This is a genomic window from Oceanobacillus halophilus, assembly GCF_003628505.1.
In the GTDB taxonomy this organism is placed as follows: Bacteria; Bacillota; Bacilli; order Bacillales; family Amphibacillaceae; genus Oceanobacillus; species Oceanobacillus halophilus.
In genome coordinates this window covers 39,117-62,421 of sequence record NZ_RBZP01000013.1, presented here as the reverse complement: position 1 = coordinate 62,421, position 23,305 = coordinate 39,117, and the positions used below count along the sequence as shown (strand labels likewise).

21 protein-coding genes are annotated in these 23,305 nt (G+C 37.4%); 3 read left to right on the top strand and 18 right to left on the bottom strand.

All coding sequences use genetic code 11. From position 1 onward, the window contains the following. Positions 1-3: 3 nt before the first annotated feature. From D8M06_RS14125 to D8M06_RS14065, 11 genes are all read right to left on the bottom strand, one after another. Entirely contained in the window at positions 4-861 is an 858-nt protein-coding gene (locus tag D8M06_RS14125; RefSeq protein ID WP_121205050.1) for an ABC transporter ATP-binding protein, read from the bottom strand. Next, positions 851-1,225, bottom strand: a complete 375-nt coding sequence (locus tag D8M06_RS14120) for a GntR family transcriptional regulator (protein ID WP_121205049.1) — start codon at positions 1,223-1,225, stop codon at positions 851-853. The genes D8M06_RS14125 and D8M06_RS14120 overlap by 11 nt, the downstream gene beginning before the upstream one ends. Before the next feature lie 257 nt (positions 1,226-1,482). Beyond that, a complete protein-coding gene (locus D8M06_RS14115; protein ID WP_121205048.1) occupies positions 1,483-1,662 on the bottom strand; it encodes a type II toxin-antitoxin system antitoxin in 180 nt (59 codons plus the stop codon). A gap of 12 nt (positions 1,663-1,674) precedes the next feature. Beyond that, on the bottom strand, positions 1,675-2,520 hold the full coding sequence (locus tag D8M06_RS14110) for an SPFH domain-containing protein (RefSeq protein ID WP_170150277.1): 846 nt from the start codon (positions 2,518-2,520) through the stop codon (positions 1,675-1,677). A 130-nt stretch (positions 2,521-2,650) separates the two neighbouring features. After that, on the bottom strand, positions 2,651-3,511 hold the full coding sequence (locus D8M06_RS14105) for a ComEC/Rec2 family competence protein (RefSeq protein ID WP_121205046.1): 861 nt from the start codon (positions 3,509-3,511) through the stop codon (positions 2,651-2,653). A 255-nt stretch (positions 3,512-3,766) separates the two neighbouring features. Continuing rightward, positions 3,767-5,908, bottom strand: a complete 2,142-nt coding sequence (locus D8M06_RS14100) for an ATP-dependent Clp protease ATP-binding subunit (RefSeq protein WP_121205045.1) — start codon at positions 5,906-5,908, stop codon at positions 3,767-3,769. A 1,020-nt stretch (positions 5,909-6,928) separates the two neighbouring features. Next, the gene (locus D8M06_RS14090; protein WP_121205084.1) at positions 6,929-8,161 is read right to left on the bottom strand and encodes a dicarboxylate/amino acid:cation symporter; all 1,233 of its coding nucleotides are present in this window, start codon (positions 8,159-8,161) and stop codon (positions 6,929-6,931) included. Positions 8,162-8,417: 256 nt separating this feature from the next. After that, positions 8,418-9,284 carry a DNA-3-methyladenine glycosylase family protein gene (locus D8M06_RS14085; RefSeq protein ID WP_241558955.1) on the bottom strand — a complete coding sequence of 289 codons (867 nt, stop codon included), beginning with the start codon at positions 9,282-9,284 and terminating at the stop codon, positions 8,418-8,420. Positions 9,285-9,354: 70 nt separating this feature from the next. Then, entirely contained in the window at positions 9,355-10,152 is a 798-nt protein-coding gene (pdaA, locus tag D8M06_RS14080) for a delta-lactam-biosynthetic de-N-acetylase (RefSeq protein ID WP_121205043.1), read from the bottom strand. Positions 10,153-10,740: 588 nt separating this feature from the next. Further along, the gene (locus D8M06_RS14070) at positions 10,741-12,054 is read right to left on the bottom strand and encodes a Na+/H+ antiporter family protein (protein ID WP_121205041.1); all 1,314 of its coding nucleotides are present in this window, start codon (positions 12,052-12,054) and stop codon (positions 10,741-10,743) included. A gap of 222 nt (positions 12,055-12,276) precedes the next feature. Next, positions 12,277-13,092 (bottom strand): YfkD famly protein, encoded by an 816-nt coding sequence (locus D8M06_RS14065; protein WP_421904500.1) that lies wholly within the window; start codon positions 13,090-13,092, stop codon positions 12,277-12,279. Between the two features lie 186 nt (positions 13,093-13,278). On the opposite strand from D8M06_RS14065, the gene D8M06_RS14060 reads away from it, so the two are divergent. Further along, positions 13,279-14,448, top strand: coding sequence for an MFS transporter (locus tag D8M06_RS14060; RefSeq protein ID WP_121205040.1), 1,170 nt, complete (start codon positions 13,279-13,281; stop codon positions 14,446-14,448). A 220-nt stretch (positions 14,449-14,668) separates the two neighbouring features. On the opposite strand, the gene D8M06_RS14055 is transcribed toward D8M06_RS14060, so the two are convergent. Further along, a complete protein-coding gene (locus D8M06_RS14055; RefSeq protein WP_121205081.1) occupies positions 14,669-15,352 on the bottom strand; it encodes an amino acid ABC transporter permease in 684 nt (227 codons plus the stop codon). A 13-nt stretch (positions 15,353-15,365) separates the two neighbouring features. Next, the gene (locus tag D8M06_RS14050; RefSeq protein WP_121205039.1) at positions 15,366-16,241 is read right to left on the bottom strand and encodes a transporter substrate-binding domain-containing protein; all 876 of its coding nucleotides are present in this window, start codon (positions 16,239-16,241) and stop codon (positions 15,366-15,368) included. A 290-nt stretch (positions 16,242-16,531) separates the two neighbouring features. Between D8M06_RS14050 and D8M06_RS14045 the strand changes: the two genes are divergently transcribed. Continuing rightward, positions 16,532-18,472, top strand: coding sequence for a heavy metal translocating P-type ATPase (locus D8M06_RS14045; RefSeq protein ID WP_121205038.1), 1,941 nt, complete (start codon positions 16,532-16,534; stop codon positions 18,470-18,472). A gap of 126 nt (positions 18,473-18,598) precedes the next feature. Here the strand turns inward: D8M06_RS14045 and D8M06_RS14040 are convergent, their stop codons facing one another. The 3 genes from D8M06_RS14040 to D8M06_RS14030 form a co-directional block, all read right to left on the bottom strand. Next, on the bottom strand, positions 18,599-19,438 hold the full coding sequence (locus D8M06_RS14040; RefSeq protein WP_121205037.1) for a YihY/virulence factor BrkB family protein: 840 nt from the start codon (positions 19,436-19,438) through the stop codon (positions 18,599-18,601). A gap of 142 nt (positions 19,439-19,580) precedes the next feature. Next, on the bottom strand, positions 19,581-19,865 hold the full coding sequence (locus D8M06_RS14035; protein ID WP_121205036.1) for a YtxH domain-containing protein: 285 nt from the start codon (positions 19,863-19,865) through the stop codon (positions 19,581-19,583). Between the two features lie 23 nt (positions 19,866-19,888). Then, positions 19,889-20,362, bottom strand: coding sequence for a low molecular weight protein-tyrosine-phosphatase (locus tag D8M06_RS14030; RefSeq protein ID WP_121205035.1), 474 nt, complete (start codon positions 20,360-20,362; stop codon positions 19,889-19,891). 276 nt (positions 20,363-20,638) lie between these two features. Between D8M06_RS14030 and D8M06_RS14025 the strand changes: the two genes are divergently transcribed. After that, a complete protein-coding gene (locus D8M06_RS14025; protein ID WP_121205034.1) occupies positions 20,639-22,000 on the top strand; it encodes an alanine/glycine:cation symporter family protein in 1,362 nt (453 codons plus the stop codon). Between the two features lie 114 nt (positions 22,001-22,114). Here the strand turns inward: D8M06_RS14025 and D8M06_RS19730 are convergent, their stop codons facing one another. After that, positions 22,115-22,627, bottom strand: coding sequence for a hypothetical protein (locus tag D8M06_RS19730; RefSeq protein WP_147404979.1), 513 nt, complete (start codon positions 22,625-22,627; stop codon positions 22,115-22,117). Positions 22,628-22,636: 9 nt separating this feature from the next. Continuing rightward, entirely contained in the window at positions 22,637-23,302 is a 666-nt protein-coding gene (locus tag D8M06_RS14015; RefSeq protein WP_121205032.1) for an SOS response-associated peptidase, read from the bottom strand. Between the last annotated feature and the right edge of the window lie 3 nt (positions 23,303-23,305).

Below are 23,305 nucleotides of genomic sequence, written 5' to 3'. Positions count from 1 at the left end.
GAATTACGCTCCTTTTTTCCGTTCAGTTAAATGAATCATTAATTCCTGTATCGGTATGCCTTCTACTTGAAGTCCGCTACTTTTCGCTTCCTCTACATCTCCATAAACATATGCTGTCATCATTCCAGCTAATTGTTTTTTCTCAATCACTTCTTTGCCCTTAATAAATCGTTCCACATCATCAATCGTTCCTGATACAGCACACGTGCTTTTCCTTAAAATATCTGCTTCTTCCTTCATTACTAACGAGCCTTCACTCAAAATCAATACTTCCTCAAATAAAAGGCTCACTTCATCGATCAAATGAGTAGAAAAGATAATCGTCCGCTTTTCCATTTGATATTCTTCTAGTAGGATTTCATAAAATTTCTTTCTGGATGGCGCATCCAACCCAATATAAGGTTCATCAAAAACCGTAATCGGCGCTTTGCTTGCAAGCCCCACTATAATGCCTAAAGCTGACTCCATCCCTTTAGAAAGAGTTTTTACTCTAGCATTCAAATCTAAGTTATATTCCTTCATCAAGCTATCTGCTAATTCCTGATCCCATGACGGATAAAAATAGGAATATATTTTTAATACATTCTTCACTTTTAAATCTTTCTTAAAATTATTCCCTTCTTTGATAAGGCAGATGGATTCTGTTAATTTCTGATTATCGAAAGGATTTTCTCCGTCAATCCGAATCTCCCCACTGGTTGCTAAAATTTGCCCAGACAATATATTCATAAACGTCGTTTTTCCCGCACCGTTTCTCCCAAGCAGTCCATAAATCTTCGGTTCATCTAACGTAAAAGAAACATCATTTAAAGCCATTTTGTCCTTATACTTTTTCGATAGATTCTTCACTTCAATCTTCATGCATATCCTCCCTTTTCACCATTTCTAACAGTTCTTCGGTGTTCATTCGAAGTTTTTTTGCCTCTTTTTTTAATGGCAGCATATACTTCTCATAAAATGATTCTTTCCTCTTTTCAATCAAAATCTCCTTGGCATCTTCTGTAACAAACATCCCAACACCCCTTCTTTTGTAGAGAACTCCTTCTGCGACTAGTTCATTAATCCCTTTTCCAGCAGTTGCTGGATTTATCTTATAAAAGTTTGCAAATTCATTCGTTGACGGCGCTCGCTCTCCTGCCTCTAAATTGCCATTGATGATGGAGTCTTCAAGTTGTTCTTTAATTTGAAGGAATATTGGCTTATTTTCGTCTAAAGTATTTTTCATGTTTTGCTCCTTCAGTCTCTTTTTCAACGATAAATGGTTCATTACTTATGTAACTAACTATATAACTAATGAACTCAGAAGTCAATATTTTCTCAGAAAATTTTAACGGATAGAGAATTAGTCTAATATTAATAGTGGGGGGGTTGTGGTAATATTCATGGTATTACAAAATGAAAACGCCCAGAGTATCTCTGAGCGCTTATCTAGTATTATCTCTAAAAAGCAACAATCTTTTAGAATAGAGCCGAACTAAAAGATTAGTTGTCTTCATCTTCTGCATTCTTCTTCTTTGGTAATCTCCCTGCTTTTTTCACCTGCTCCCGCAGCAGGTATTCTATGTGGCTGTTGACACTTCGAAACTCATCTTTTGCCCAAGATTCAAGGACTTCATATAGTTTTGGGTCAATACGTAGTGGGAAATTCTTTTTTTTGGCCATGAAATCCCTTCTTTATTGATATAGTGATCCTGTATTTATTACCGGCTGTGTGCCATGATCAGAGACAATTGAAACAAGTAAATTATTAATCATCGCCACTCTTCGTTCTTCATCTAAATCGACAATTCCTTCTTTTTCAATACGTTCAATCGCATCCTGCACCATTCCAACAGCTCCATCTACAATTTGTTTCCGAGCAGAGATAATAGCACTTGCCTGTTGCCGCTGCAGCATTGCTTGTGCTATTTCAGTAGAATAGGCTAAATGTGTCAGTCTCGCTTCGATAACCTCCACTCCCGCTACCGTTAAACGATCCTGCACTTCCTTGTTTAATTCGGATGCTACTTCCTCTGCATTTCCCCGTAAGGATAAATCATCATTATCAAACGTATCATACGGATATCTTGTAGCAACTGTTCTGATTGCTGTTTCACTTTGTAAATCCACGAACTTTTCATACTGATCCACATCAAAGACCGCTTTTGCCGAATCAACTACTTTATACACGATAACCGCAGCAATTTCAATTGGATTTCCATTAATATCATTTACCTTAAGCTTTTTGCTATTAAAGTTCCTGACACGCAACGAAATAGTCCTTCTAATCGAAAATGGAATAGTTAATGCAATCCCCTCTTTTCTAATCGTCCCCATATATTTTCCTAGAAAGATAACAACTATTGATTGATTAGGCTGTACCAACGTTATTCCAGATGCTACTGTAACTGCGAGCACCACAAGTATACCACCAAGTACAAATTGCTCTTGTAATACACTGAACACCGTTCCGGCTAAAAGTAATGCAATAATAAAAATTCCAGCAAAACCATTCATCCTCCATGCATCTGTTTCTCGAATCGTTTTCATTAACAATCCCACCTTTAGTTTAATTTCAATTTCATATTATTATGATATCATGTTTATGAATTTTCTCAAAACTTAAAGTCCATAAATAAAAGGAAGTCCCCTTTTTCAGGAAACCTCCAATCTACGATGTCTTTCGTAAAATATTCTCACTCGGGCTTCTTTTTGGAAATACGAAATAATCGTAACCATTTGTTTTAATTACTACATCACCATATGCAGCAGTGGAATATATATTTGCGTCTATTCGTTCTAGGTTTTCAATAACTCTTTCTACTGGGTGGCCATAATCATTTCCAACACGATACGTTAAGATTGCTATTTGCGGTTTCACATATTCTAAAAATGCTAAAGATGTACTTGTATCTGAACCATGATGAGCAACTTTGATAATATCTGCAGAAATATCATATTTTTCCATTAAACTTCTCTCCTGCTCCATTTTGACATCACCCATGAGCAAGAAATCGATATCATCATAACTTATTTTTAATACAATAGATGATTCGTTATTGGAATTATTATCGTTTTGCGAATTTAATACCTTTATCCTTAGTTCTCGATCAATACGGATACGCTGATTCTTTTTGGCAATCTTGGTGGGAATCTTCTGTTTGCGAATCTCTGATACATACTTGGCAAAAGACCTTGTCAAATGAACCTTTCCTGTATCTAAAATTTGTTTTACTTCAATAGATTTCATGACCTTTACAAGGCCACCTATATGATCAAAATCTGGATGGGTAGCAATTAATAAATCAATTTCTCTTATTTCTTTGTCTTTTAAATAATTTACCACTTTATCCCCCGCTTCTGGTGGGCCCCCATCGATAAGTATCGTTTTTCCAGAAGGTGTTTCAATCAGTATGCTATCCCCTTGCCCAACATCAATAAAATGAACATCCATATCCGGCTTCGGTTCAGCAAAAGAATGAATCGGTGTAATAAATAACATAAGAATAATTGCAACTTGGAATTTTTTCATACATCCACCCTTTTTAGATAAAGATACAGTGTTAGTTTGTCACTGATTAAGTGTTATTATGTTAGTTGATTTGATAGCATGTATGATTTTTATGGTGATATATGACTTTCTCATGTCGATATCAGACTATTGTTCGTTGATATCCTCCCCAAATGTTGAACTTACACTTCTTCTCGTTCATTTCCCACCATAGCTTAACTTCCTTATGTAGTAAAAATCCCCGCTAACATAAGTCAGCGGGGATCCTATCAATATCTACGCTTTATTCACAACAATCTCACTATCAACTACGTCCACTTTCACATTCTCTACTGTTTCTTCTTCAAGAATTAAGTCTGTCAGTTGATCTTCAATTTTATCTTGGATGACTCTGCGTAAAGGTCTAGCACCAAATCTAGGATCATAGCCAAGTCGTACTAATTCTTCTTTTGCTTCTTTAGTGATATTAATTTTAATATCATTTTCTTCTATTGTTTCTTCAAGTTCTGCAAGCATCAAGTCAACAATTTCTAATAGGTTATCTTTTTTCAATTCATTAAAGTTTACGATTGAATCAAAACGGTTCAAGAACTCTGGTTTGAAATAATCACTTAACATTTCAAGCGTTGATACAGATTCATGAGCAGCTTTGTTAAAGCCAACATTCACTTGTTTTGTACCAGTACCAGCATTACTTGTCATAATAATAACTGTTTCTTTGAAGCTTACTGTACGACCGTGTGAATCAGTTAGATGTCCATCTTCCATAATTTGCAAGAACATGTTTTGCACATCTGGGTGAGCTTTTTCAATTTCATCAAGCAAAATGATGGAGTATGGGTTGTGTCGTACACGCTCGGTTAATTGACCAGCCTCTTCATGACCCACATATCCTGGTGGTGAACCAATGATTTTGGACACCGAGTGTTTTTCCATATATTCACTCATGTCAAGACGAGTCAAGGAATCACGAGAACCAAACAACTCTTCAGCCAAAGCTTTTGTTAATTCGGTCTTACCTACCCCAGTCGGTCCAACAAATAGGAAGGAACCAATTGGACGGTATTTTGACTTCAAGCCAGCACGACTCCGGCGAATGGCTTTAGCAACCTTCTCAACAGCTTCATCTTGGCCAATTACTTTTTGAGCTAAGTTTGTTCCTAAATCTTTCATTTTTTGTTGTTCGTCCGTTTGCATTTTTGTTACAGGGATTCCTGTTTTTTCTTCTACAATTAATTGGATATCAGATACGTCTACATCTAATACTTTTTCACGATCGTCTGCTTTATCCAATTGTTTTTGCAATTGAATTTCTTGGTATCTTAAATTGGCTGCACGCTCATAATCTTCGCGTTCTGCTGCTTCTTGTTTCTCTTTTACTACTTCATCTAGACGTGCTTTAATGGAGCTCGCATCACTTTGTGCATTTTTTAAGTTTAATCTTGATCCGACTTCATCCATTAAGTCGATTGCTTTATCTGGTAAGAAGCGATCTTGGATATAACGATTAGATAGATTGACAAATGCTTGGACCGCTTCATCAGAGTAGCGGACTTCATGGAATTTTTCATAACGGTCTTTAATACCATTTAGTATATGAACCGCATCTTCCACAGATGGCTCTTTCACAATGATTGGCTGCAAGCGACGTTCCAGCGCTGCATCTTTTTCAATTTTGCGATACTCTTTTAGTGTTGTTGCACCAATTAATTGAAGTTCCCCACGTGCAAGAGCTGGTTTCAAGATATTCCCTGCATCCATTTGTGATCCTTCAGCAGTACCAGCACCTACTAGTAAATGAATCTCGTCAACAAAGACGATTACATCTTTTCTGTTTCGAAGTTCTTCAATTAATTTTTTCATGCGTTCTTCAAATTGACCACGAATTCCAGTATTTGCTACTAAAGAAGCAACATCTAAAATATATATTTCCTTATCAAGTAGTTTCGTAGGTACATTACCTTCTACAACTTTCACAGCAAGTCCTTCAGCGATTGCTGTTTTACCTACACCTGGCTCACCAATTAGTACTGGGTTATTTTTATTTCTTCTATTTAATGTCTCAATGACACGTTTAATTTCATTATCTCGACCGATAACCGGATCGATTTCACCTGCTCGAGCGCTGTCTGTTAAGTTCTTACCTAGTTGATCAATAAGACCGTTTCGTTTATTGGTTTGTCTTGTTTTTGTTCTAGTGTTTCCTTTTCCTTGACCATTATCTTGATAGAAATTGTTAGAAAATGCTTCTGCATTGCCAAACGGGAAACCACCTGAGAAAAAGTCAGATTGATTTAGCATTTGACTTTGAATTTCCTGAAAACAGCTATTGCAAAGGTGCATTTCCATCTTTTGATTGTTAATTTGCATTGCTGCATTAACATTAGCTTCATTAACACCACATTTTTGACATAGCATTTTCCATTCCTCCTTAAGTATATATAAAACTCATTTTTTAACGTTGACTAAAAGGCTTTGACTTTGACTATCTTTGACCTTTGACTTTATTATACTCTGACCTTTTTTGACTTTCAAGTGTTTTGGTCAAAATTTTTTTATTTAATGATAACTAATATACTATGCAACTACTCTCGAAACGTTTCAAAATATTAATCTTGCAATCACCAATTGATTCAGAAGTTATATTTTCAGTTAGGCTGTTTGCGTATAGTTTGTTTCTTTTTGGAGTTTTACAGTTGATAGAAACTCCTGATCTATTTAATTAAGAACAGTTTGCTCTCGCTTACACTTATGAAAGTTTTGTGCTAGGATTCGCTCCGGCAGAATACTTCGCTTTCCGCGGGCACGGCCTCAGCCTCCTCGCGGAAAAACCACCGCTGCGGGGTCTTCGGACACGTGCTTTTCCCGCAGGAGTCTCCGTATTCTGCCTCCGCTAAGTTACAAGCTTTTGATTTTTTAAAACTATAGTCCATAATGTCACGTTTGGGGGAGTCTTCCCATAAAAAGAGAAATTTCCATGTTAAAATCAAGTAGAGCAAGAACTTAGCGAAGGAAATACACGGAGACTCCTTGAAAAAAGAAGACCACTTTTTTCTGCGTGCGATGTTTCCCTGCCGAAGCATTCCTTGTCCTGCGGGAAGAAGAGCATCGGTGAGACTACGTAGTGAGGGAACTACTTGAATAATCTTCCTTGTTCCCTTGCGTCGAGAAAGCCCGCTTCGAAGCATTACTGGGAGACGCAGGCGCACACGCTTTTCAGCACGGAGGAGGCTCACCAGCTCCCCGCGGAAAGCGGAGTGTATTTCCGTAGCGGGTATAGAGCGTTATTCTGAATTAAAGATATCAACAGTCTATACAAAATGTAAGGTGAAGTCATGTTACTAAGCAACAAGTTTTTTGAAAAGAGCCATAAAAAAGGCCCAATTCCTTGTTTGAATCGGGCTAATGGTTAGATTCTATTTCTAAACCTTAACTAAATTATTTTCCATGCTCCAGTGCTGTACGCTTTTCCGTTTTCTCAATAATCGAAGTTCCAACTAGGTCACCTGTTACATTAAGTGCGGTGGCACCCATCCCTACAAGGGCATCAATGGCTGTTAATAAAGCAACTGCTTCCATCGGCAGACCAAGTTGAGCGAACACTGTTGCTATCATGACGATGCCTGCACCAGGGACGCCAGCCGTACCGATGGATGCTAATGTTCCCACTAATACCACTTGAAGCATCTCAGGAAAACTTAAGGGATCACCTATAATATTGGCAGCAAATACTGCTGAAATCGCAATCCGAATCGCTGCTCCGTCCATATTAATGGTCGCCCCTAATGGCAAGCTTAATCCGTATAAACTTTTAGATACACCTAAGTTTTTTGCAGCATTTAGTGTGAGAGGTAACGTACCAGAACTACTTTGACTAACAAAAGCTGTAATAATTGGTGTCCGAGCATGAGTGAAAAACTCACCTACACGCACCTTAAATATGACTAGCATAAGAATATAAACAACAATCTGTACAAGTAAAGCTATATAAAGCACGAGAACCATATTTCCCAAGGACTTTAATGTGTCTGCTCCTTGATTCCCTACTGTTTCAGCAATAATGGCAAAGATTCCAATTGGTACATACTGCAGAATCACTCTCATAATTGCTAAGGTTGCTTCATTCAGTCCATTTACTAATTTATAGACATGCTCTCCTAGCTCTCCATACGCTTTGGAAGACCTCAATGAAGATATGGCAATTCCAAAGGCTAAGGCAGTAAAAATAATACCAAGTAAATTAAGCTCACTGAAAGCGGTGATTATATTTTCAGGCACAATATTTAATAAGACACTAATAAATCCTGGATTATCAGGAAGCTCAAACTCACTTACACCATCCAGACTCATTCCTGATCCAGGTCTAAAGATGCTAGCCACAATTAACCCGACAATGATGGCCAAGGCAGAAGTAATCACATAATAGAGAAAAACTTTGCCTCCCATTCTTCCTAAATTGCTTATTTTGGTTTGATTAATTCCTACAATGAGTGTGAATAAAATGAGTGGAACAATTAAGAATTTAAGCAACCGAATTAAAAGGTCCCCAAAAGGGGCTAGAATAGATGCCTCCGGACCGAATATAAACCCAACAATAATTCCTAAAATGAGTGCTATTGTAATTTTCATAATTAGTGAAGCTTGCAAATAACCTTTCCAAATTGCCTTCATTATAATTCTCCAATCTAAAATAATATTTTCTTCACTTTGATCTGTAAGTCTCGTTGATTCCCTATCATATCTTGTTGATATAACTCCCCTGTTCGTTGTTATCCCTGCAATATGCCAAGGTACATCCATACCAGGCAAATAATCCGATCATCATTCAACCTTTTCTTTCAATTCAAGGCAATACAAATCAAAAAATACATTTTAATAGTGTAGAACAAAGTAATTAGTGATGTCAAAATCTATGTTTATCAAAGGATTATTCTATACTCCTCCATAATGTCAATGATGCATAGCTTCTGTACGGCTCCCACTCTCTGCTTATCTCGGTTAATTCATCCATAGTAGGTTTTCTATCCATATTCCAATATGTTTTTACAGCATTCTGAATTCCAATATCCGCCTGGGGTAAATAATCTTTTCTTCCTAGTCCAAACATGAGCCAGTTTTCAATCGTCCAGTTTCCAATTCCGCGAATCTTTATAAGTTCTGAAAATATCTCTTTATCAGATTTTTTACGAAACCCTTCTAAGTTTATCTTACCTTCAGCAATTTTCTTGGATGTATCTATTACATATTCCGCTTTTCTCCCACTAAATTGAAGTTTTCGTAGCTCATCTATTGAGATATTTGCTATTTTCTCAGGGGTAGGATAGAACCACACACCATCGACTTTCTCTCCATACTTTTCAACAAACCTGGTCGATAACACAAAAGCGAACTTCATATTTAACTGCTGATGAATGATGATTTTCATTAAACTAAAGTATAAATCGAAATCTTTTACAATGGGAGTGGCAGGAAATTGTCTAAATAGCTCGTCCAAGTTCGTCCCTTTAAAATGATTGTGTATCTTCGTCAAATCAACATGCCACTGAAATAAATCATATATATAATATATAATGTCCATTTTCCGGTTGATATCTGTACTGCGAACAATAAACTGTGGCTCATTTGTTGTTCCTACTGCTTCTAAGTGAACAATGTGCTTTTCGCCATCCAGTACCAACGGAACTCTTACCGAACGTTCGTTTAAGTTTACTGCGATGAGGGGATCAAAGGATATTCGGTATAATGTATAGTCAAAGTCATACATGGTACGCAACGCTATTTTTTCTTCCCACACAGTGAAAACCTCCTTTTGTCATATAGTAACAAAAGATAACATAAAAAAGCGAGACAATACTGTCCCGCTTTTAGAGTTCGAGAACCCCTTTTGGTAATGAGTTTTTTAACAATAAATGATCTAAGCTCTTAAATTCATAACCTTTTCGCTTTAAATCTTGAATAATTCTCTCCAATGCTTGGGCATTATCAGACGAAACAGCATGTAACAGAATAATGGCTCCAGGATGCATTTGTTTCATAATCTGATCATATGCATAACGCCACCCTTTTTGATTCCCTGTATTCCAATCTGTAAATGTTAGGGACCAAAATACATGTGTGAGACCTAGTTCATTTGCCCATTCTAAGGTCCTTTCATTAAACATACCACGAGGAGGTCTTAATAATTTAATTTCCTTTTGATCGGTATGTTCTGCTACAACATCTTCGAGTGACTCTAATTCTTCTTTCATGGATTCCTTGCTGACAACGGTAAAGTCAGGATGATGGTAGGAATGATTTCCTATTATATGTCCTTCCTCAACCATTCTTTTTACAAGTTCAGGCTGACTGGTCACAAAATGCCCAGTTACAAAGAAAGTAGCTGGTACGTTTTCTTGTTTAAGTACATCTAAAATATCATCTGTGTATCCTTCTTCATAGCCATTGTCAAAGGTTAAATAAATTTCTTTGTCACCTGAAAGGTCTGCATAATAAGCTCCATATTTTTCAAGTATTTGCTGATACTCCCCTATATCTGGCACCTTATGCTCATCATTCTTTTTAAATCCCCATCCATACCCACTTGCAGATATATGAACGGGATCCATAAGTGCAAGAAAAAGGGTAAGAGACAGGAGGATTGATGTGTAAATACGTTTTTGCATAACACCCCACCTTTTCTCTTACCTTTCCCCGATTGGTAGTAATTATTCTTTTAATTGTTCCCTTTTCTAAAAGATTGTGCGTTTTTGGTTACTATTTTGTATAAACTGCTACTTTCTTTAATTAAGAATAATTATCTAATTTAGTGCTTTGTTGATTTCCGCTCCGGGCAGTCGCTTTCCGCGGGCGGCTGATGAGCCTCCCGCAGGAGTCGACTGCCCTCCGCTCCAATCAACCTGCTTAATAGTGGTAGCTATATCTATATCTATAAAATCTTTATAACATGCTTGGAAGTTATAAAGCACCAAATTAGCGAAGGAAATACACGGAGACTCCTTGAAAAAAGAAGACCACTTTTTTCTGCGTGCGATGTAACCCTGCCGAGGCGCTCCTTGTCCTGCGGGAAGAAGAGCATCGGTGAGACTGCTTTGTGCGTCAGCACGAAGGAGGCTCACCAGCTCCCCTAAGGTGCGCGTAGTGTATTTCTGCAGCGAGAGTTAAGCACATTAATCTGAATTCAAATTATTAAGAGTTTCTATCAACTACAACGTTTAACAAATAAATAGGAGAAAGAGTTTTTAATTCTTCCCTTACAGTACTATTGCTGCTATCCATCCAAACAGGAATAATGGAATATTGAAGTGGATAAATGTCGGTACTACAGTGTCCCAAATGTGATTGTGCTTTCCGTCTGCATTTAATCCAGCTGTTGGCCCTAGTGTACTATCGGAAGCTGGGGAACCTGCATCACCTAATGCACCTGCTGTACCAATCAATGCTATCGTAGCCATTGGAGAAAATCCAGCCGAAAGACAAATTGGAACATATAAGGCAGCAAGAATTGGTACCGTACCGAATGAGGATCCAATTCCTAAGGTTACCAATAGACCGACAACTAATAAAACAAACGCAATTATAACTTTGTTATCTCCTAAAACTCCAGATGATACTTCAACTAGTGCGGTTACAGCACCAGTATCTTTTAGAACTTTGGCAAATCCTGCGGCAGATAACATAACAAATGCTATGGTTCCCATCATTTTTATCCCATCTGTCATCACTTGATCAAGGTTTTTAAACGGAACTACAATGAATACAAACATAACTAGTAATCCAGTTAAAGCACCTAAAATTAGATTTCCCGTGATTATCTGTACGACAAAAGCGGCAATAATAGCTAGGAGCGTAAAACCATGCTTCTTATTAAATGTAATCTCTTTTGCTTCTTCCTCCGTAATGGATGATTCCATACCACCTGCACCCAGAACAGCATCTCTTTCCTTGCGATAAGTAATAAAGATGGCAATTAACAATCCAACAACCATCCCTAAACCGGGAATAATCATCGTCTTCCAAATCTCATCCATCGTAACTGTTAAACCACTCGTTTCCATCGCATCAAAAATCGTTTGATGAAAAATATATCCGAATCCTGCTGGTATCATAATATATGGGGCTTTCAATCCGAATGTCAAGGAAACGGCAACTGCCCGACGATCTAAACGCATTTGATCAAATAATTTTAATAATGGCGGAATTAGGATTGGAATAAATGCAATATGAACAGGAACTAGATTTTGTGATAACGATGCAACACCAGCAATAGCAAGTAATAGCATTGTTTTCTTACCAGTTAATACACGAATTAAAAATCTTACTAAAATACTGGTTATACCTGTATAACTAATCGCTACTGCAAAAGCTCCAAGTAAAACATAACTTAATGCAGTATTTGCTTGATCTCCCATCCCACTTACAAATAATTCAATTGTAACTACAAAAGATAATCCCGATAAAACCCCTGCTGTTAATGCTGCTGCTATAATTGCTATAATAACGTTCACACGTAATAAACTAAGTATTATCATAACGAGCACCGCTGCTACAACGACTACCCATTCCATAATGTTTCCCCTCTCTATCTCTCTTATTTCATTCAACTTTAATACTTCACTATGATAAAGTATTAAAGGATTAAAATCAACCCCTTATTAAATAGTTGGAATTATGTAACATTTTGCATACCCCAATTAAATTTCTATTCATAAATCTATTGATGAAGCAGATACTTTTATGTCCAACAAGAATGAAAAATCCCCTGTAATCTTAGGGGATTTTCTAACTTCCTATTTAACAGATAATGAAAAAGAAACATGATCCTGAATTGGAATCCATCCTCCAATTCCTTGTTTCGTTACATTTTTAATGACAATCGCTTTTTTCCCACCTTTTAACTCAATATACACCTCACCAAATGTAACCCTTCCTTTTTCATTCACTGCAGGTGCATAGGCTTGTAAAGTACCGTATTTTTCAGTAGGAATATTGTAGGAATTGTCTTTTTTCGTATTTTTCCCGATAACTGTATTATATGAAAGAGGCAATTTCGTCTTATCTTTTGCTTCCAGTAACATCATTTTCTTTACATCATCTGGATTATTAATCTTATTTGTCAAAGCACCTTTTATTTCTTTTTTATCTTGCTGGATGTATCTCATTTCTTGATTTTGTTCGCCACCGATGTTATTTAGCTCATTGGTATTAATTTTTTGATATTCCCAGTTGATATTCGTTTCTAGTGACTCATAGTTTAATGGCCATCTTCCCAAATAGACCATCCCACGGTAGCCAATTGCAATTGGAGATGGCTTTAGTGTGGTTTCATTTAACATCTTAATTAAATCAGGATTTTTAATTGGAACTTTCATTTCCTCAATTAATTCTTTCGTTAGTTCACTAGGCTCGATAACTTCCTGATCTTCTGTAGAGTTTGGGTATGTGTTTTCCTTAGAAATATCTAATACATGGCTTGGGATTTCAAAAGGGTCCTTTTTCTCTTTATCTTCACTTTTTTCTTCTTCAGCAAAACTTGTTAAGGGAAATACAAGGGCATAAAGACATACAAATAAAATAACCATTACATTTCTTTTCATGTTTCCCATTCCTTTCGTGTAGTCATCCAGCTCTAGAGCCCAGCCATCACTCTGAGCACTTACGCTTTGTATTAGTTTTTTCTTTGGAAGGGAAATTATACATTTATTCTTGGTATTCAAGCAGATTCCATTTGATATTTTGAGATAGAACAGATAAATTGATTGTAGGAATCATCTTTTTTATTGGAGGCCACCATGGTATCAACTAACACAAGATTTTGGATTTTAATTTTACTAGTTACAATATCAGGTTTTTCTCAAGGGATGCTGCTCCCTCTTCTTTCCATCATATTGGAACAGAATGGTATATCCTCATCTGTTAATGGTCTCCATGCTACCGGCATTTATCTTGGTGTACTTATCGCTTCACCTTTTATGGAAAAACCACTACAAAAGTTTGGTTATAAGCCGATAATTATGGTTGGTGGTTTACTCGTTATTATTTCCATGGCCCTCTTCCCGTTTTGGCAAGCTTTGTGGTTTTGGTTTGTATTGAGAGTCGCAATAGGTATCGGAGATCAAATGCTTCATTTCGGGACACAAACATGGATTACTACAACAACACCAAAAGAGATACGAGGTAGACGAGTTGCTTATTATGGCATGTTCTTTGGATTGGGCTTTGCCATCGGACCATTAATGACAAGACTTCTTTCTATCCATGAAGCTGCTCCATTTATAGTCTCTGCGGTACTTAGTTTGGTGGTATGGTCTGCAATGTTAGTGGTCCGTAACGAAGTGCCAGAGGAGTCCATGAACATAACAGCACAAACCGGAAATACCTTCAAACGATTTTCCCAAACAGCAAAAATTGCTTGGGTTGCTCTTCTTCCTGCGTTTGGCTATGGATTTTTAGAAGCGACCTTACATAGTACTTTTCCAATCTATGGTATGCGAATCGGACATGAAGTAGGAATTATATCTTTAATTATTCCATGTTTCGCTGCTGGAAGCTTAATCACACAATTACCCTTGGGAATTTTAAGTGATAAAATAGGCAGAAGGAGCACTCTTTTATATGTACTTTCAGGTGGATTATTCTGTTTTATACTTGCCGCTATATTAGAAGATTCGGTTCCAGCTTTATTTTTGACCTTTACTGTAGCAGGGATGCTAGTTGGTTCCCTGTATTCCATGGGGATATCCTATATGACGGATTTACTCCCAAACGTTCTGCTTCCCGCTGGAAATTTAATGATTAGCATTATCTTTAGCATTGGCAGTATTAGTGGTCCGTTTTTAGGAGGAGTATTCGTCGAATTACTTCCTGATGTTTCGTTCTTCTATTTAATTGTAGCGATTTTATTGTTTGTCACTGCAGCTATTTATTTTAAAAAAGAAGAAAGTACAAGTGAAAGAGGATAATGAAATATCCAATACGATAAAAGGGGCATTCTTCCCGCCCCTTTGTTGTTATCTTGTAATTCAGTACACCTCTAATTATCTTTCCCTTTAAAGATAAGACTCTTTTCGTATATAGCAGTTGTAATCTAAAGCAATGTGCTTAACCCCGCTACGGAAATACACTACGCATAGAAAACAGCCAAGAAAAAACACCCACCTAGGTGAGTGTTTTTGCATAAACTTATAAAAACCTGCTATATCGCTTTTCTAATCTTTCCTGCATGTACCCGATTATCATACAAATTGGCCAGTAAATCAGTGCAACTAAGATGTACATGGTCATTGCGTCAAATTCTCTTCCAGCAACAATCTGTGTTTTTTGAAAAAGCTCTGGTACCGTGATAACTGCTGCTAAAGAAGTTGCCTTTACAATATCCATAAACGTATTCGTCAAAGGTGGTATTGCAATTCGGGTAGCTTGGGGTAAAACAATACTTCTTAGCGTCATTCCATAGCTCAATCCAAGGGATCTAGCAGCTTCCCACTGTCCATCGTCCACGCTGCTTAATGAAGAACGATCGATTTCTGCAATATAAGCTGCACTATTTAGACCAAAGCCAATAATAGCTGCTGTTAATGCCGTTAATTCAATACCTATGACAGGCAAACCAAAATATAATATAAACAGGAATACAAGGATTGGTGTTCCTCGCATGAAGGAAATGTATACACGTGCTGGCCATCGTAATAAAATTGTGTTTGCACTTCTAGCCAATGCCAAAAAAAGACCTAAAATTAATCCAATTCCCATAGCTACTATAGAAATAATCAGGGTATATTGTAATCCTCCTAAAACAAATGGCAAACTCTCCCAAGCTAGCTTTACATCGAATAAACCACCAAAATCAAACTGAGTAATCTCCATCATTTATTGCCCCTTACAGGTCTAGGCCTTCGATTACTTCAATTTCATCCTCTGGCTTTTGTGAGGCATCTTCTTCATAAAATTTAATGGCTAGTTCAGAAAGTGTTCCATCTTCACGCATTTCATCTAAGACGTTATTTATTTCTTCCGTCAGTTTATCCGCATCTTTAGGTAGGATAACCCCTTGTTCAGTAGGATGGAACTTTAGTGTTGGATGTAAATGAATGTCAAAATCAGGGAATGCTGCTACTCCAAATTTTGTTAAATAATAATCATTTACCACTACATCTGTACGACCATTATCAACATCTCTTAAATATGCCTCATTAGATGCATTACCATAAGTAACAATTTCAGCGCCATAGTGTTCCGCAATTTGACTGTATATTGTCGTTGCTCCGCCACCTGCTTTTTTGCCTTCCAGATCTTCTAAACTCTCGATTCCGGAATTATCTTCTTGCCTTACTGCCATCGTGGTATAGGAATATTTATAGGGTTCACTGAAATTGAACTCTTCCTTTCGCTTGTCAGTAATCTCAATATCGTTAGCTGCAACATCAATTCTTCCACTTTGAATCGCTGGTAACATGCTGTCAATTCCCATTATCTCAAATGAGATGTCTAAATCTAGGCGGTTAGCAACTTCCTTCATTATCTCCACATCATAACCAGTTAAATTCTCTTCCTCATCATAATAAGAGGAAGCAATTAATGTTCCTGAGGTACCAACTACCATTTCACCAGCATCTTGAATCTCTTCCCAAACTTGATCTTCAGTGGCTGAAGTATCATCGTTTGCTTGCTTGTCTTCTTCCTCTGATGAGCTGCCACATGCACTTAGTAATGCAATGATTATTAAAAGAAAAAATATTTTTTTCAACTCTTTCACCCTTATCTCCCCTTGTTATATTAAAATTATTATAGATATTGTAACAGTGTATTTCAATTATTTCTACATTTTTTAACTCTTTTTTATAAAAATCATACCCTTATATATTACACATATCAAACTTCAGTGCTCCCTTGACATACGTATAGATAATGATAATATTATAATAGATATTATTTTATAATAATTATAAACAATATCATTATAAATAACATTTTTACCATTATTACAGTGCGTATAATGACTAAATGCTAATGATTATTATTTTCAATTAGAAGGAGGCATTGAGAATGGAAACAAATACAAAGGTTATTCAAAAAACGAATAACAATCAGGAACATAATCCCCCTGAAACCCCCAAATGGTTCCCTAAGGCACTAGAACACATCGAATTAATCGCAGCATTGTTAAGTGGACTTCTCATTCTGATTACTTGGTCGTTAGAAAGCATCCTCTCAGAACCTATGTGGATATTTCTTCATATTATCGCCTTTTCTATCGGTGGATTTGCTAAAGCAAGAGAAGGAATTACCGAAACAATTCGCACCAAACGACTTAATGTTGAAATGCTAATGATTTTTGCTGCTATTGGATCAGTTTCTATTGGATACTGGACAGAAGGCGCGATACTTATTTTCATTTTTGCCTTATCAGGAGCTTTAGAAACCTATTCTATGAATAAAAGTAATAAAGCTATTTCATCTTTAATGGAACTCCAGCCAGAAGAGGCAACTGTAATAAAAAATGGTCAAGAACAGATTATTCCAGTTTCCTCATTAAAAATGGATGATGTTATTCTAGTCCGTGCAGGAGAGCGGATTCCTGCTGATGGGACTGTTATCAAAGGATCTAGCGCAATTGACGAAAGTGCTATTACTGGTGAATCCATTCCTGTTAATAAAGGTAATAGCCAGGAAGTATATGCTAGCACTGTAGTATTAAATGGAACACTTCATGTACGAATCACAACAAAGCCAACGGAAACATTGTTTCAAAAAATTATAGCCATGGTGCAAAATGCTCAAGAAGAAAAATCACCTTCTCAGTTATTTATTGAGCGCTTTGAAGGAATGTATGTAATTATTGTATTAATTGCAGTCGCAATTATGATGTTTCTTCCTTTTCTAGCATTCGGCTGGACAATTTCAGAGAGTATATACCGTGCAATGGTACTTTTGGTAGTTGCTTCTCCTTGTGCCCTAGTTGCATCAATATCCCCTGCAACATTATCAGCGATATCCAATGCCGCAAGAAAGGGAGTACTTTTTAAAGGCGGTGTTCATGCAGAAAATGTAAGCAATGTTAAAGCAATCGCTCTAGATAAAACTGGAACTTTAACGAATGGTAAGCCCGTAGTAACAGAAGTAATTATTCACCCTGATTTTGATAGAGAATATATCATAGCCGCAGCTGGTGCCATAGAAAATGAGTCCACCCATCCGCTAGCACAAGCAATTACAGCTTATAGTGACAAACAGCTTCGTTCAAAACCTGGTATACAAGTATACGATATGAAAACCATAAGCGGAAATGGCGTGACAGCAATTGTCGATAATAAAAAATACGAAATTGGAAAACCTGATTTTGTTGGTCGTGAGGCAGCTAGCAAGTATCTAAACGGCATTGCTCCTGAATTAGCCTTACAAGGTCAGACGATTATCTTTGTAAAAGTAGATAATAAGATTGTTGCCGTATTTGCGTTAAAAGATACAATACGAAATACAACTAAAAAAGCGATTCGTGATTTAAAAGAAAGAGGAATTCAGCCAATCATGTTAACAGGTGACAACGAGTTAACGGCTAAGGCTGTTGCCGAAGAAGCTGGAATTGACCAATATATTGCCAATTGCTTACCTCAAGAAAAACTGGAACATGTAAAAGAATTAAGAAAAAAATATCACAATATTGCCATGGTTGGCGATGGAATCAATGATGCACCAGCACTAGCAACTTCTAATGTCGGGATTGCTATGGGAGAGGGTACAGATATTGCTTTAGAAACGTCAGATATTGTTCTAATGAAAAATGACCTTTCCAGAATTACAAATACCATTACGCTATCCAGGCGAATGAATCGTATTATCAAACAAAATATATTCTTTTCCTTAAGTGTGATTATTGTTTTAATCCTTACTAACTATTTGCAAATATTAGACTTGCCGCTTGGTGTCATTGGACACGAAGGAAGTACGATATTAGTTATTCTGAATGGATTGCGGTTATTAAAATAGCGAGTAGTTTATTGCAATTTGGAGAAAAATTTGTTCTTAGTCGCTATTAATTTCGTTGGTTTTGTTGCTTTTCCCATTGTAATGCTCTTCCTTCGACAAAATAAAATAGCTGCCCTTATTGGGCAGCTATTTTTTCAGTTTATATGTGCCTGTTTCTTTTTTGTATTTCGTTATTACTGAGTTAATCACCCCACCAAGGATGATGATAATCCCTAGTAAGTAAAACCATATCATTAGGATGATAATTGTCCCCAAACTACCATAATTCACAGAGTAATTGGCAAAAGTATTAACGTAAAAAGAAAATCCAAACGAAACAACTTGCCAGCTAACTGTACTTATAACTGTACCCCATATTGCATCCCTAAAGTAGATGTGTTTATTCGGAGCGAGTTTATATAAAAACAGTAACACGATAAAAAAGATAACAGAAGATAAAACCCATCGAATGGTCTCCCAAATATTTAAGAAGCCATCTAGCCCAAAAAAGGAAAATATATATTCCCCAATGACTCTTCCGAAAACTGGTAGTAATAGTGATACAACAATAACGAGTACCATCGCAATGGTTAAAACAATTGCAATTAATCTTGTAACAATGAATGAGCGGTTTTCCCCAATGTTATATGCGCGGTTAAAAGCTTTAATGATGGCATTAATAGCATTCGAAGCAGCCCACAGTGTACCTATAATCCCAATTGATAGCAGCCCACCATTGTTTTGATGAAGTAACTGATCAATATTGGAATTAATAAGTGTTACTACCTCTTGTGGCGCATAATAGCCAATCATTTCAAAAATCATTTTTTCATCTATAGGGAGGTAACCAATTAAATTCAATAAAAACAATAATAAAGGAAAGAGTGATAACAAGAAAAAATAAGCTAATTGTGCAGCTAAACCAAAGACATCCACATCATCAATGCGTTTAAACAACTGCTTTCCAATTAAAGATAATTTTTTCATTAACACTCTCTCCCATGAGTCGATTATCGGCTGTTCTGTCTAATTTTCTTAAGCTATCACCAAATATGTACGATGATAGCCTTCATTTCAATTATGGAGACAGGATGTTTCCTCGTTTAGTCTGTGCTATATTACTGTATTCTTAGTCCTCAATTTTATTCGTAAATTTATCTATCGTTGTTTCTACTTGTTCTAACGCATTAATGGCATTGTCTGCTCCACTTGCAACTGTTTGATTTAATCGATCAACCGTATTTCTTACAGTCTCTACTGCCTCTGCTGGATGTTTAAAATAATAAGTGGTGTTAGATTTCGCATTATCTGTTAACGTCTTTGCATAATCTCTTGTATCCTTGTCAAATAAAGCTACTACAGTCCCTACCGTTGCTCCTAGAACCATACCCGTAATTAATCTGCGTTTACCCATGTTTTTTCTCTCCTTCTATATAATTATGTAAGTGAATGTTCTTTTTTAATACTTTCTAACAGTTGCATGCAGCCCTCAGAAACTAATTGATACGTATAGTCAAAGTCTCCAGTAAAATATGGATCTGGTACATTTTGTTCCTTTGGCTGATTCACGTAACTCATAAGCTTTGCTACAACAATATCCTTATGATTCTCGCGTAATGCCTTTAATCCTTCTATGTTTTGTTCATCCATCGCGATAATATAATCAAACTCGTCCCAATCCTTCTCTTTTACTTTTCTTGCTACCATTCCATCATAGGAAATCTTTTCTCTATCCAACACCTCTCTTGTTCCTTTGTGCGGTGGATTCCCTATGTGCCAATCACCAAGTCCACCTGAATCCACTTCAATTTTATCAGATAAATTTTCTTTTCTCACCATATCTCTGAAAAGAGCCTCTGCCATTGGTGACCTGCAAATATTACCTAAGCATACAAATAAGACTTTTATCACCTTTAGTTTCTCCTTTATACGTTTACTCTTATTATAATCAACTATGGAGTACATAAGCAAAGATTATTATATATCGTTAAAAGTTCTCAATAAATGAAACTAGACAAACAATATATTGCATTTCGCCACATATTGTTTGTTATATATTTCCAAAATGATTAATTTTCTCTTGACTTTTATCTATATTTTCCGGAATATAAAAATATAAGAGAATATTTTTACAACTAGACATTAAGCTATCTTTTTTGATTTTACCAAAACAAAGGGGGAAGAATCATGGAAGACATTATTAATGCAATAAGTGGCTTTGTCTGGGGTCCACCAACTTTAATATTAATCGTTGGTACTGGTTTGTATTTAACTTTCCGACTGGGTTTCCTTCAGTTTAAAACAATGCCTTATGCGTTAAAGCTTGCATTTAGTCCAGCCAAGCAGGATAAAAAAGCAAAAGGGGATATTACGCACTATCAGGCTCTATCAACCGCAATGGCTGCAACGGTCGGTACAGGTAATATCGTTGGGGTAGCAACGGCAGTTATTATGGGAGGACCTGGTGCGGTATTCTGGATGTGGATTACTGCGCTTGTTGGGATGGCAACCAAATATGCAGAAGCAATCCTTGCTGTTAAATATCGCGTTACCAACAGCAAAGGAGAAATGTCTGGTGGACCAATGTATTACCTTGAAAGAGGATTAAAGCAAAAATGGCTTGCAGTACTGTTTGCTATTTTCGGTGCCGTTGCTGCATTTGGTATTGGAAATATGGTTCAATCCAACGCGGTTGCAGGTGCATTAAGTGAGTCGTTTAGTGTTCCTAATTGGGTTACTGGTGTTGTTTTGACGATACTGACAGGGCTAGTTATCCTTGGCGGAATTAAAAGTATTGGCAGAGTTACAGCTTTTTTTGTTCCAATTATGGCCTTATTTTATATTTTAGCAGGACTAGTTATCATTGCCATGAATTTTGACTTGGTTCCAGCAGCTATTAGCTTAATTTTCACTGACGCATTCACTGCTCAAGCAGTTGGTGGTGGTTTACTTGGTACGGTAATCCGTTACGGGGTTGCACGTGGGGTATTTTCTAATGAGGCTGGTTTAGGTTCTGCACCAATTGCAGCTGCAGCAGCGAAAACAGACTACCCTGGTCGTCAAGCATTGGTTTCGATGACACAAGTATTAATCGATACAATAATTGTTTGTTCTATTACTGGTATTACGATTGTTATGGCTGATTTATATGGATCCGGTATCGAAGGAAGTACCCTAACTGGTGCATCTTTTGCTGCATTCTTAGGTGATTATGGAGGATACATGGTTACCATTGCAACGGTATTATTTGCCTATTCTACTTTAATTGGCTGGTCCTATTACGGAGAAAAATGCTTCAGCTATTTAATCAACGATAAAGCCGTACCTTACTATCGTGTTATTTTTGTACTTGCAGTAGGATATGGCGCAGTTGAATCACTTAATATTGTTTGGGGTATCGCGGATATCATGAACGCACTAATGGCAATCCCTAACTTAATCGGACTTTTAGGATTATCTGGTGTAGTTGCTTATGAAACCAACCGATTCCTTAAAATTGCGAAAGAAGAAAAAGCCCAAGAAAAGGCGAAAAAAATGGAATCAGCTTAATAAACAACAAAAAGTGCTATCTTCCGTCCATGTGGAGTGGATTGATGATAGCACTTTTTTATGGAATGGTGTTCGGATGTTGTCTGTGGGCACTTTTTTAGCGCGATGCCCCTTCTATAGACCGTGGGTGCTCTCTCTGATTAATCGCGGGTGCTCTTCTATCAATCGCGAGCGCCCACCTATCAACCGCGGACGCTCTTCTATCAACCGCGAGCGCTCCCCTATCAACCGCGAGCGCTCCCCTATCAACCGCGGACGCTCTTCTATCAACCGCGAGCGCTCTCCTATCAACCGCCTGCGCTCTCCTATCAACCGCCTGCGCTCCCCTATCAACCGCCTGCGCTCTCCTATCAACCGCGAGCGCCCACCTATCAACAGCGGACGCTCTTCTATCAACCGCGAGCGCTCCCCTATCAACCGCCTACGCTCTCCTATCAACCGCCTATGCTCCCCTATCAATCGCCTGCGCTCTCCTATCAACCGCCTGCGCTCTTCTATCAACCGCGAGCGCTCCCCTATCAACCGCCTGCGCTCTCCTATCAACCGCCTGCGCTCCCCTATCAACCGCCTGCGCTCCCCTATCAACCGCGGACGCTCTTCTATCAACCGCCTGCGCTCTCCTATCAACCGCGGCACTCATGCAATCGGCTGAATACATGTCTCATCATTATTTTTCGCTGCATTAACATGCGAAGTTACATTATAGGCAGTTAAATCTTCCATATCAACGGAGCGCAAAAAGGCACTTGCTTCTTCTGGGTGAATTTTTGTAGGGGCAATCCATTCACTTTCCTTGTCTTTGGGCAAAATAATTGGCATTCGATGATGAATGTCCTGCATAAACGGATTAGCTTCTTTTGTCAGTATTGTGCACGTGAAAAGTGTATTATTCTCCTGAACCCATTTATCCCATAATCCTGCAAATGCAAAAAGTTTACGATCTTTTAGCTGAATGCGCTTCGGCTGTTTGCCCTCTTCTGTCTTTTTCCATTCATAGAAACTGTCAGCTACAATTAAACATCTTTTTTGAGACATAAGGCGCTTGAAGCTTGGTTTCTCATGAGCCGTCTCACTTCTGGCATTAATCATTTTGTAGCCTATTTTCTCATCTTTAGCCCAAGAAGGTACAAGCCCCCAACGCAAATATCCTGCTCGCTTTTCTTTTCCGTCATGGATTATTGCTAAGACATTTTGTCCTGGAGCTATGTTGTAACTTGGATGATAAGAATCAATTGGTTGCTCTATATTAAATTCCTCTAAAATTTCCAGTTCATCTGCAAGTAATGTGTATCTACCACACATAAT